Origin of the sequence: Asticcacaulis sp. (assembly GCA_024707255.1) — a bacterium.
GTDB lineage: Bacteria > Pseudomonadota > Alphaproteobacteria > Caulobacterales > Caulobacteraceae > Asticcacaulis.
In genome coordinates this window covers 1,511,769-1,521,625 of record JANQAC010000001.1, presented here as the reverse complement: position 1 = coordinate 1,521,625, position 9,857 = coordinate 1,511,769, and the positions used below count along the sequence as shown (strand labels likewise).

General features: G+C 60.6%; 15 protein-coding genes. 1 reads left to right on the top strand and 14 read right to left on the bottom strand.

Annotated features, from left to right (window positions below; translation table 11 throughout):
- Nucleotides 1-80 precede the first annotated feature (80 nt).
- Nucleotides 81-2,537, bottom strand: coding sequence for an exo 1,3/1,4-beta-D-glucan glucohydrolase (locus tag NVV72_07395; GenBank protein ID MCR6659163.1), 2,457 nt, complete (start codon nt 2,535-2,537; stop codon nt 81-83).
- 135 nt (nt 2,538-2,672) lie between these two features.
- Here NVV72_07395 and NVV72_07390 point away from each other — a divergent pair, with 135 nt between their 5' ends.
- Nucleotides 2,673-3,089: a heme-binding protein gene (locus NVV72_07390; protein ID MCR6659162.1), complete on the top strand. Its 417-nt coding sequence runs from the start codon at nt 2,673-2,675 to the stop codon at nt 3,087-3,089.
- Here NVV72_07390 and NVV72_07385 read toward each other — a convergent pair.
- From NVV72_07385 to NVV72_07325, 13 genes are all read right to left on the bottom strand, one after another.
- Nucleotides 3,086-3,622 (bottom strand): SRPBCC domain-containing protein, encoded by a 537-nt coding sequence (locus tag NVV72_07385; protein ID MCR6659161.1) that lies wholly within the window; start codon nt 3,620-3,622, stop codon nt 3,086-3,088. The genes NVV72_07390 and NVV72_07385 overlap by 4 nt on opposite strands.
- A complete protein-coding gene (locus NVV72_07380; protein MCR6659160.1) occupies nt 3,619-4,101 on the bottom strand; it encodes an SRPBCC domain-containing protein in 483 nt (160 codons plus the stop codon). The genes NVV72_07385 and NVV72_07380 overlap by 4 nt, the downstream gene beginning before the upstream one ends.
- Entirely contained in the window at nt 4,101-4,511 is a 411-nt protein-coding gene (locus NVV72_07375; GenBank protein MCR6659159.1) for a VOC family protein, read from the bottom strand. The genes NVV72_07380 and NVV72_07375 overlap by 1 nt, the downstream gene beginning before the upstream one ends.
- Nucleotides 4,508-4,999: an SRPBCC family protein gene (locus NVV72_07370; protein ID MCR6659158.1), complete on the bottom strand. Its 492-nt coding sequence runs from the start codon at nt 4,997-4,999 to the stop codon at nt 4,508-4,510. Before NVV72_07370 ends, NVV72_07375 begins: the two co-directional genes overlap by 4 nt.
- A 1-nt stretch (nt 5,000) precedes the next feature.
- On the bottom strand, nt 5,001-5,696 hold the full coding sequence (locus NVV72_07365) for a YceI family protein (GenBank protein ID MCR6659157.1): 696 nt from the start codon (nt 5,694-5,696) through the stop codon (nt 5,001-5,003).
- Nucleotides 5,697-5,722: 26 nt separating this feature from the next.
- Nucleotides 5,723-6,259 carry an SRPBCC family protein gene (locus NVV72_07360; GenBank protein MCR6659156.1) on the bottom strand — a complete coding sequence of 179 codons (537 nt, stop codon included), beginning with the start codon at nt 6,257-6,259 and terminating at the stop codon, nt 5,723-5,725.
- On the bottom strand, nt 6,256-6,747 hold the full coding sequence (locus NVV72_07355; protein MCR6659155.1) for an SRPBCC domain-containing protein: 492 nt from the start codon (nt 6,745-6,747) through the stop codon (nt 6,256-6,258). The genes NVV72_07360 and NVV72_07355 overlap by 4 nt, the downstream gene beginning before the upstream one ends.
- A complete protein-coding gene (locus NVV72_07350) occupies nt 6,744-7,262 on the bottom strand; it encodes an SRPBCC domain-containing protein (protein MCR6659154.1) in 519 nt (172 codons plus the stop codon). The genes NVV72_07355 and NVV72_07350 overlap by 4 nt, the downstream gene beginning before the upstream one ends.
- A 10-nt stretch (nt 7,263-7,272) precedes the next feature.
- On the bottom strand, nt 7,273-7,719 hold the full coding sequence (locus NVV72_07345) for an SRPBCC domain-containing protein (GenBank protein ID MCR6659153.1): 447 nt from the start codon (nt 7,717-7,719) through the stop codon (nt 7,273-7,275).
- Nucleotides 7,720-7,835: 116 nt separating this feature from the next.
- Nucleotides 7,836-8,174 carry a metalloregulator ArsR/SmtB family transcription factor gene (locus tag NVV72_07340; GenBank protein MCR6659152.1) on the bottom strand — a complete coding sequence of 113 codons (339 nt, stop codon included), beginning with the start codon at nt 8,172-8,174 and terminating at the stop codon, nt 7,836-7,838.
- Nucleotides 8,175-8,261: 87 nt separating this feature from the next.
- The gene (locus NVV72_07335) at nt 8,262-8,840 is read right to left on the bottom strand and encodes a GNAT family N-acetyltransferase (GenBank protein ID MCR6659151.1); all 579 of its coding nucleotides are present in this window, start codon (nt 8,838-8,840) and stop codon (nt 8,262-8,264) included.
- Nucleotide 8,841: 1 nt separating this feature from the next.
- The gene (locus tag NVV72_07330; GenBank protein MCR6659150.1) at nt 8,842-9,159 is read right to left on the bottom strand and encodes a hypothetical protein; all 318 of its coding nucleotides are present in this window, start codon (nt 9,157-9,159) and stop codon (nt 8,842-8,844) included.
- The gene (locus NVV72_07325; protein ID MCR6659149.1) at nt 9,156-9,845 is read right to left on the bottom strand and encodes an MliC family protein; all 690 of its coding nucleotides are present in this window, start codon (nt 9,843-9,845) and stop codon (nt 9,156-9,158) included. The genes NVV72_07330 and NVV72_07325 overlap by 4 nt, the downstream gene beginning before the upstream one ends.
- Between the last annotated feature and the right edge of the window lie 12 nt (nt 9,846-9,857).

Below are 9,857 nucleotides of genomic sequence, written 5' to 3'. Positions count from 1 at the left end.
ATGCCCCTCCGTCAGCGACACCGGCTCTTTGAGCCTCGCGCTGCCACCTCCTCCGCTTCGCAGGGGAGGATCAAGATTTATCATTCTGCCGGGCAACTGGCGCCGGGTTTGGTTTCGGTAAGACGAATATCGGAAATCGACAGGTCAAGCATACCAGCCGTCTCGATGCGCGCCACGGTCGGCGTGGCAGAGAGATCCTGCGCCTTGAAACAGGACAGAGGCACGGCGAGCTTGGCATAGCCGGTGGATGCATTTTTCAGCCATCCGGTGACCGGCACGGACGCAGACCCGACGCCCAGGCGCACCTCAGCCGAGGGCGCCGCATTGACGCGCAGGGTGAGCGCAATCATCATGGCGCCATTGGCTTCGCGGGCGATATCGGACGACGTGTCGGCGCCGACTTCCAGCGCCGCCTTGCCCTTGCCGTTCCAGGTGGCCCTAACCGCGCCATCCGTTTCCGGCGTGACGGTCAGTGCTGCCGTGCCGTAGAGCGTCGCCTGTGTGTCGACATAGTCCATGCGGTGCCTGTCGTCATCGGCAAGAGTCAGGTGATAGCCGTTCCAGAAAGTGCCCTTGCTGAAATAGACGTTTTTCTCGCCATATTTGGTGGTGTCAGCCACTTCAGGCAATTGCGGCGTCTCGGCCGGTGCAGCGTAACTCAGGCCATAGCCATAGGCGAACTGCGGATCGTAAGCCTTGTCCCCGACATTGAGCGGCGTCTGGTCGGGACGCTTCGGCCATGAGAAACTGAGCTTGCCGGTGAAATCCGACTTGCCGGTCAGGACATCGGCGATGCCTTCGCCTTCAGATCCCGGCAGCCAGGCGGCGACAAAGGCATCAGCGGCATTGATCTGCGGATTGACGTACAGCGCCCGGCCGGACAGCATCACCGCAACAACGGGAATGCCTTGTGCCTTTAGCTTTTTTAACAATTCCAGAGAGTCGGAATTATCATGGTGCAGGGCCACATCCGACTGGTCGCCCATGAATTCGGCATAGGGCGTTTCGCCGAAAACAATGATGGCGACGTCCGGCTTTTGCGGGGTGGTGCCGTCCGGGCTGTAAAGCGCCTGGCCACCGGCGGCCTCGATCTGGGCTTTCAATCCCTCATAGATCGAAGTGGCGCCGGGGAAATCGGCATTGGTGTTGTCGGCCCCCTGCCAGCTTAGCGTCCAGCCGCCCGATTGCATGGCGATATTGTCGGCGCCATCGCCGGCAATCAGGACGCGCGCGCCGGCTTTCAGCGGCAGGACGCCATTATTCTTCAGCAGCACCAGCGATTTAGCCACGGCCTCGCGGGCAATGGCGCGGTGTTCCGGCGTGCCGATCGGCTTAAAGGTGTCCGGACGGTTCGCCGGCGAGGGTTGCTCGAACGCCTTCATGCGGAACTTCACGCGCAATATCCGGCGCACGGCATCATCCAGCCGCGCTTTCGGGATTGTCCCGTCATTCACCTGCCTGACCAGATTGGCGTAGAGCAGTTTCCAGTCCTGTGGCTGGTTGAAGATATCCAGCCCGGCATTGAAAGCGGCGGGGCAGTCTGAATTGGTGCAGCCGGGAATCTGTCCGTGGGCCAGCCAATCGCCCATGATGAAGCCGTCAAAGCCCATCCGGCCTTTCAGCACATCGGTCAGCAGGGCCTTGTTGGCGTGCATCTTGGTGCCATGCCACGAATTGTAGGAGGCCATGACCGATTGCGTGCCGGCATTGATGGCGTCGGCATAGGCGGCGCCATGCAGGCGCGCGAGGTCGGCCTCGGAGACGGTGGAGTTGCCTTGGTCGCGGCCGCCATCGGTCGAGCCATCGCCGAGGAAATGCTTGGCGGTGGCAATGACATGGTGGTCGTCAAGGAAGGTCGCGCCGGAGCCTTCGATGCCGGAAACCATGGCGGCGGCATATTTTCTGGTGATCGCTGGATCTTCGGAATAGCTCTCATAGGTGCGGCCCCAGCGGTCATCGCGCGCCACGGCGATGGTGGGAGCAAATGACCAGTCCATGCCGGTGGAGCGCACCTCGGCGGCGGTGGCCTCACCGATGCGGCGGATCAGATCGGGATCGTGCGCCGCGCCGAGGCCGATATTGTGCGGGAACAGCGTGGCGCCATAGACATTGTTATGGCCGTGTACGGCGTCCGAGGCCCATATCAGTGGGATGGTAACTTTCTGACCGGGTACTACGGATGCCTGATAATAGGGTTCGATCAGGTCGACCCAGTCCTTGACCGTGGCGTGCTTGTTGCCGTTCGGCACGGCGCCACCGCCGTTCTCGATCGAGCCGATATGATATTGTGTCACTTCTTCCGGCTTGATCGACTTCCATTCCGGCTGGATGACCTGGCCGACCTTTTCCTCGACCGTCATCTGCGCCAGCATCTCGGTGATGCGCTTTTCGATCACCGGGTCGAGGCCGATGGGCGATTTGGCGACCGGCCATGTCTTCGGATGGACCGTTGCGGGCTTCTCGGCGGCATGGACGTTGGAAGACAGCAACAGGGCAGCCACGGACGCGGCGGCCCGCAACAGGGGACGATGGGACATGGGGCGCTTCTTCTCTGATATATTTATTGTGCCCCTATGGATCACGATGACAGCGCTGTCGTCAAGCCCTATTGACACCGGTGACGAGACATCCCTATTCAGGTTCACATATAAAAAGAACAGAGAGGATACCGGATGCAAACCATACTGAATTTGGGCGAGGCCGAAGCCCGGCTGGCCATCGATGCCTGCGTCGCCGAACTGAAAAGGCGCGGCAAGGCCGGCGTGGTCGCGGTCGGTGACAGTCATGGCGAACTGCTGGCCCTATGGCGCACCGATGGCTGCGCCCTGCCGCCGATCGTTATCGCGCAGAACAAGGTCTATACCGCCGCCCGCGTGCGCGGCCCGTCCGGCGATCTCGGCCGCAATGCCCAGGCCGATGGCTCCGATGTCCATTATCATGGCGACAGCCGCTATGTCGGCTGGGATGGCGGCGCGCCGGTTATGTATCAGGAGCAATGCCTCGGTGCGGTGGCGGTCAGCGGCCTGTCCGGCGTCGAGGATCTGGAAATCGCCCAGATCGGCATCGACGCCATTCTGGCCAGCCTTTAGCCGCCCGCTTTTTTTAGCACGCCGTCCAGCTTGTTGAAGCTGCCGCTCCAGCCCACGCCGCTGCCGAGCTTGATATGGGCATCGCGCATGGTGGCCATGGTGAAGGTCTGGCGCACGGTAACGCGCGTGCCGTTGCCTTCGTCGGCGAAGGTGATCAGGGTGCGGATCGGATCGGCATTATAGTCTTCCGGCCGGCCGCCGGCCTCTATGAAGCCGGCCTTGACCGCTTCGTGCCAGCCTTCGGAATGGCGGCTGGCATCCATGATCATGACCAGGCTTTCGTTTGGCACGATTTCGCCGAAATGGCCGCCGATCGGATAGTCTTCGCCTTCGGGGCTGTGCATGACGAGCGACATTTCGCCGCCTTCGCGCACATCGATATCGACGGTGGCGGTGAAGCCTGCCGGTCCCCACCATTCGGCCAGCATGACGGGATCGACCCAGGCCATGAAGACCAGCGGGCGCGGCGCAGCGAAAAAGCGCGACAGGACGATATCGTTCGCCTCGGTGGCGACATCTGTTTGATAACTCATGCGGAAATCTCCATCGGAAAAGATAGCAGGGTGTGCAGGCGGTCGAAACTTGACCACCAGCCGTCACCGTGGCCTTCAGCTTCATGCGCCGACAGGAAGGGTTGTTGAGTGAGCGTCACGAGAGTCTGGCTCCCGCGATCCTCGAAAGTTATGACGACGGTATTGGTTTCGCCGCGTTCGCCGGCCGCTTCCCAGACAAAGGTGAAGACCAGTTTTTCGAGCGGCACGACCTCGATGAAGACACCGTTCTGCCACAGGGCGTCGCCGGTCTCGACCGAGGTCAGGCAATTGCGCCACCGGCCACCCGGCCGCACATCCATGTCGAGATGCGTGGCCGGATAGTGCGCCGGTCCCCACCATTGCGACAGCAGGGCCGGATTGGTCCAGGCTTCATAGACGAGGGCCCGCGGCGCATCGAACAGACGCTCGATCCTGAGATCACTGTCGGTGTGGGCGATATTGCGGCAGGCCCGGTCCATCAGGCCGCCGCCTCGACATTGATCATCCACGGCGTGCCGAAACGATCCGTCACCATGCCGAACTGCAAGGCCCAGAAGGTTGGCTGCAGTTCCATCTTCACCTCACCGCCATCGGCAAAGGCGGCATAGATGCGCTTTGCATCGTCTTCAGTATCGGGGTTGATCGTCACCATGAAGCCGGCGGGCCTGGCCTGCATATGCAGGGGGGCATCCGAACCCGCGAGTGTGTTGCTGCCGACCTGAAGCGTGGCGTGCATGATCTTGTCCTGCCAGTCAGCGCCGACCATGTCCTTCATCGGACTGTCGCCGTGGGTCTGCATGAAGGTGATCTCGCCGCCGAGGGTTTCGGCGTAGAATTTGAAGGCTTCGGCGCAGGTGCCGGGGAAGTTGAGATAGGGGGTGATTTTCATGGCAGCCTCTCCTTATGCTTCTGCTTTTGGGAAATGATGTAGGCCAACGCCATGTCGATCAGCTTTTCGGTGCCGGTCTTGCGATCTTCCGGCGTCGGGTAGCCATCGAAATGGACGACCTGTTCGGTCAGTTTGAGGTGCGTGCCCTGGCCGTTCGGGGTGAACTCGATGGTGGCGAGCGAACAGGACAGCCGCTTGTCGTTATGGTGCATGTCGTAGCTGTAGACGATGCGCTGGTCGGGTACGATGTCGCGGTATTCGCAGGTGAAATCGCTGACCGTGCCGCTTTGCCAGCGGCCTTTCAGCCGTTCGGTGCCGCCTTCGCGGAAATCGAGATGGCGCTCGATCAGTTCCCATTTATCGGCAGGCGCGGTGAACCACTGCGCCTTGGCGTCGGCATTGGCCCAGGCGAAGAAAACCAGGTTGGGCGGTGCGTCGATATCGCGTTCAATGGTGAAGGTGTCATGGTGGCTGGAGCGTTCGGTCATCTTACTTCTCCTGTGTCTTTAAGGCGGGACCGGTCATTTCGGTCTCGATGGTGAAATCAACCTCGTCCCCCACGCCCATGGTCGTGCCCGGCGCCGGGATGCCGTAACCCATGCCGAACTGGGAGCGCATGAGCGTGCCCTTTGCCGAGAAGCCGATGCGGGCATTGGGGTCATAGCCCGCCATTCCGGGATAGCCGCCATTGAAGGTGACGGCCAGGGTCACCGGATGCGTGACGCCATGCAGGGTCAGGTCGCCGGTGACATTGGCGGTATTGGCGCCTGTCATGGCGATCTGTGTCGAGGTGAAGGTGATCTTCGGGAAGGCCGCGGCATCGAAGAAGCTCTTGCCCATCAGTTCGTCATGGAAGCCTTTGGGCGGGTTGTTGAGGTCCAGCGATTGCGGATCGATGGCCACGGTCAGGGCCGCGGATTCCGGGTGCGCCGGGTCGAGTTTCAGGCGGGCGTCGATACCGGTAAAGCGCGCGGTGAAATACGAAAAACTCATGTGGCTGACGCTGAAGGTCAGGGAGGTGTGCGCCGGGTCGGTCTTGTAATCGCCAGCCGGAATATTGGCCACCGATGGCGTGGCAGATGCCGGGGCCGCTTCGGGTTTCTGTTCGGCCTTTTGGGGCGGCGTGCAGGCCAGATTCAGGGCGCAGAGGCTCAAGACCGCGCACGTAGTGAGCAGGCGTTTCATGATAGTCTCCTTAATTTTAATGGGCCTTAAGCGGCTTCCTGTTCGCTCAGGCGTTTCAGGTTTTCCAGCCCGCGTTCGAAGTCCTTGCCGATCAGGTCGTCCATGTTCATGAGGGTGCCCATCAGCTTGGACATGAAAGGCGAGGGACCGAACATGGCCCAGGTTAATACCGTGCCTTCGCCAGACGGTTGCAGCAGGAACTCGGCGCTGTTGGTGGCGGGAATAGGTTTGATAAAGTCGAGATTGATCAGCAGGCGGTGCGCCGGCGCAGCTTCTCGAATGGTCATGCGGCCCTTGCCGGCTTTTCCATTACCGTCCCAGTCATAAACGGCGCCAACGCCAGAGGTTTCGCCGCTATAGGCGCGCTTGAGGCTGGGATCGAGCTGCTCCCAGGGCGACCACTCCTTCCATTTGCGAAAGTCGGCGATATGGCCGTAGACAATCCCGGCCGGCGCCTTGATCGTTATCGAGCGCTGCATCCGGAAATTGTTCGGCTTGCTGATGACGACGAACAGGAAGGTGAACAGGGCCGCCAGGACCAGAATGACGATGAGCATTATCATTTCGCATTTACCGGAACTGTGTTGAGGTAGACATCAAGTTTGTCCATCATGTCCCTGGTGCCGCCGATCCGGTCTTCGAGATGATCGACGCCATCGATGAACAGAATCTGTTCAACAAGTTTAAGGTGAGAGCCTGACCCCTTGGCGGAAAACTCCAGCACCTGCTGCGATACGGTGAACAGACGGCCATCCATCGTCATATTGTACTGATGGATGATGCGCTCATCCGGCAGAATATCGAGATAGAGCCCGTCATTGGTCATCCAAGGCGCGTCGGGATTGGGGCGGCCGCGCCAGTGCTCCCAGCCGCCCACCTCGAAATCCATCGTATGTCGGGTGACCTCCCAGCTGCCCTCCCCGCCGTACCAGGCCCGCTTGGCCTCCAGGCTGGTGAAGGCCCAGAAGAGTAGTGACACGGAATGATCGTAATCGCGTTCGAGCGTAAAAGTTTCGGGCTTGGCGACCCGGATGGATCCGGGCGCCATCATTTCTGTATCCTCGCCAGATAGGCCTCGAGTTGCATGTAGGTACCGCCAAAGCCCATCTGCATGGAGGCATGACCGGCCTTGAAGACGGCGCGCTCTTCCGGCGTGGCGTTGATCGGGAAAGAGCGGCTTTCATAGATCGTCTTACCGTCTTTTTCCGTCAGGGTCTGAATGGCCAGCACCTCCAGCGGCCATAAGGGCGCCATCGGATGGCGTACCGGATCGCCGGCCTCATTGCAGAAGGACACGACATAGGCGATCTTGTCTGGCGCGCTGATTTCGCGGAACACCCACTTGCCCCACATGGTCACGCCCGTCGGCATCTGCATTCCGTAAAGGAAGGTGCCGCCAACCTTTAGATCAAGCGATTTGACGATCAGCTTCATGCCGACAGGGCCGAACCAGTTGGCGAGATGCTCAGCCTTTGTCACCACATCCCACAACAAGGCCTTGGAGGCATCGAAGGTGCGGGTGATCTTGAAGACTTCATCTTCGGCGGCGGGGGCTTCCAGGGTCATTATGGCTTCCTCAGAGAGTTTGCAGGTGGGCTTCAAGCCGGTCGAAATTCTGTTCGTTGGCGGCTTCAAGAAAGGGGGCGAGACCAGGATCCTGGCCGGGGGCAAAGTTCATGATCCAGGTCAGGTCGGTGGTGTCATCATCCACGGCATCGAAGCTCATGGTCATGATGAAATCGTGCATCGGTTCGATATGCTGCATGACGATCCGCTCGGGCGAGACTTCGAGGAATTCCTTGATATTGTCGAACTCGCGGTCGTTTTCGTTGACCATGGTGAACAGCCATCGCCCGCCCACGCGCAGATCGAAGGTATCGATGCGGTTTGTGAAGCCCTCCGGGCCCCACCACAGCTTGACCTGCTCCGGGTCGGCGAAGGCGCCATAGACCTTCCCATGCGGGAAAGGCAGCTGGCGGCGGTTGAGCACCTTGTAGGCCGGGGTATCGGTTGTCTCAGTCATGCTTCACTCCCCTGGCTTGCAAGGTTTTCAGATAGGCGGCCAACCGGTCGAGACGCGCTTCCCAGAGCTGCTTGTAGTATTGCCACCACATACCGGTCTCCATCAAAGATCAATAATTAGTTCGTTGGTCCGTCGGGCTTCAAGGTCTTGAGATAGGCGTCGAGACGATCGAAACGGGCTTCCCACATCTTGCGGTATTCGCCGATCCAGGCATCGACCTCCTTCAGCGGTTCCGGCTCCAGCTTGCAGGGCCGCCACTGTGCTTCGCGGCCGCGTGAGATCAGTCCGGCCTTTTCCAGCACCTTCAGATGCTTGGAGACCGCCGGCAGGCTCATATCGAACGGTTCGGCCAGTTCGCTGACCGAGGTTTCGCCCAGCGACAGACGCGCCAGTATGGCGCGGCGCGTCGGATCGGCCAGGGCGTTCAGGGTTTGCGACAGGCGGTCTTGGGACATGGGTACTCTACTCAATTTAACCGATTTGTTAAATAACTTATTGGTTAAATAAATGACAGAGTCAAGAGACTTTTTTTGCAAGTCATTTTAAGCTTTGTTTTTCAGGAGATTTTTCCGGTTTTCAGCCCACTCGTCCCGCGTCTGGCCCCAGATGTCGACGGCCATATCGGCGAAGGGATCGGGCAGATTGGTATAGCTCATCAGGTATGAGCCCAGGCTTTTGGCCACGCCGACCGAGCCGGCATTGGCGGGGGCGATGGTATGGATCGCCTTTTCCCAACCCAGGATATCGAACGCGAAATCCATGGTGGCGATGGCGGCTTCCTTTGCGTATCCCTTGCCCCAGTGGGGCGAGCGCAGGCCCCAGCCGACTTCGCGGTCCGGCCAGCCATGCGGATGGATAGGGCCGATCCGTCCGATCCATTCACCGGACGCTTTTTCGATCACCGAGAACATGGAAAAGCCATCGAGCGCCCAGGCGCCGGCCATCGACCGCATATTGCGCCAGACCACGGGCGGCGACACCACGCCGCCCAGATGCGTCATGGTCGCTTCATCGGCATGAAAGGCGCAGAAACCGTCAAAATCGGCGTCAGCCGGCGGGCGCAGGATCAGACGGTCGGTCTCAAGCGTCGGACCGAGCGGAGAGTCATAAGGCAGGGTCAAATCAGCGGTCCTCGATATCCAGGGTGCGGCCGGTGCGGCGGTCTATATAGACATAGCGGGTTACCGTCGAGGCCCCGCCGCCCCAGGCGCTTAAGCCGGCCAGGAAACCGAGATCGTACCAGCGGCCGATATTGGGATAGGCATACATCCGGATGGTATCGGAAAACAGGCTGATGACGAAGGAGATCGGCGCCAGCAGGCCATCGATAATACCGCGCACCAGGGCGGGATCATGTGGTCCGCCCATGGGCCGGGTGGCGCAGGCGGTCAGCAGGCACAGGCCGGTGATAGCGGCAATCGTCAGGATGGCTTTCTTCATGGCTTTATCTCCTCGCAAACGACCATGCCGGCGCCGGGTACGGTCCACATGACCTCGTCGCCCTTGTTCCAGAATTCGTAAGGTCCGTCCGGCAGATCGGCGGCATAGCGCGCACCGGAGGCGCTCAGGCCTTGGGTAAGGACAGCATCCTTGTCGGCCCACTTGACATAGACCATCGAGCTTGTGCCATTGATAAAGGTCGAGGTCATGTCGCCGGCGGGGCAATGCCATCCTATTGGCCCGATGCTGACGGCGGTATCGTTGCGCGCCACCGGGTAACCGGCGCGCAGGTCGCTGATCCGGCCGGCATAGGCGTTGAGCAGGCAGGTTTCGCTGCTGGTCAAGGTAGCGCAGGCATTGCGCTTGTTCAGCCAGCCGCCCTGCAGGCGTTGCAGGGCCACGCGATCGACATCCGGCGCTTTGTTAATCAGGCCATAGAGGCGCGCGACCTCGACATCGAGCTGCGCCAGACGGGCATTGCCGCAGACCATGATTTCCGCCTTGAGGGTGGCCTTCTTGCAATTGAAGCTGGGGGTGGCCGTGGCCGCCTGGGCCAGGGGCGCTATGGCGGCGCTGGCCTGTTCGGACGCGGCCGCGGCGCTGCTCTGCGCTTCGGCCTTCTGGCTGGGGGCGAAAGCGGTCATCAGGGTGGTGACAGCCAGGATGGGAATGACGGATTTGAACATGCGAAACTCCTC

Excerpts from the sequence above, each read along its gene's own strand:
- NVV72_07325 (MCR6659149.1), bottom strand. The coding sequence starts at position 9,845 with ATGTTCAAATCCGTCATTCCCATCCTGGCTGTCACCACCCTGATGACC.
- NVV72_07370 (MCR6659158.1), bottom strand. The coding sequence starts at position 4,999 with ATGACCGAACGCTCCAGCCACCATGACACCTTCACCATTGAACGCGAT.
- NVV72_07345 (MCR6659153.1), bottom strand. The coding sequence starts at position 7,719 with ATGACTGAGACAACCGATACCCCGGCCTACAAGGTGCTCAACCGCCGC.
- NVV72_07355 (MCR6659155.1), bottom strand. The coding sequence starts at position 6,747 with ATGATGGCGCCCGGATCCATCCGGGTCGCCAAGCCCGAAACTTTTACG.
- NVV72_07375 (MCR6659159.1), bottom strand. The coding sequence starts at position 4,511 with ATGAAAATCACCCCCTATCTCAACTTCCCCGGCACCTGCGCCGAAGCC.
- NVV72_07390 (MCR6659162.1), top strand. The coding sequence starts at position 2,673 with ATGCAAACCATACTGAATTTGGGCGAGGCCGAAGCCCGGCTGGCCATC.
- NVV72_07360 (MCR6659156.1), bottom strand. The coding sequence starts at position 6,259 with ATGATAATGCTCATCGTCATTCTGGTCCTGGCGGCCCTGTTCACCTTC.
- NVV72_07330 (MCR6659150.1), bottom strand. The coding sequence starts at position 9,159 with ATGAAGAAAGCCATCCTGACGATTGCCGCTATCACCGGCCTGTGCCTG.
- NVV72_07380 (MCR6659160.1), bottom strand. The coding sequence starts at position 4,101 with ATGGACCGGGCCTGCCGCAATATCGCCCACACCGACAGTGATCTCAGG.
- NVV72_07340 (MCR6659152.1), bottom strand. The coding sequence starts at position 8,174 with ATGTCCCAAGACCGCCTGTCGCAAACCCTGAACGCCCTGGCCGATCCG.
- NVV72_07350 (MCR6659154.1), bottom strand. The coding sequence starts at position 7,262 with ATGACCCTGGAAGCCCCCGCCGCCGAAGATGAAGTCTTCAAGATCACC.
- NVV72_07365 (MCR6659157.1), bottom strand. The coding sequence starts at position 5,696 with ATGAAACGCCTGCTCACTACGTGCGCGGTCTTGAGCCTCTGCGCCCTG.
- NVV72_07395 (MCR6659163.1), bottom strand. The coding sequence starts at position 2,537 with ATGTCCCATCGTCCCCTGTTGCGGGCCGCCGCGTCCGTGGCTGCCCTG.
- NVV72_07385 (MCR6659161.1), bottom strand. The coding sequence starts at position 3,622 with ATGAGTTATCAAACAGATGTCGCCACCGAGGCGAACGATATCGTCCTG.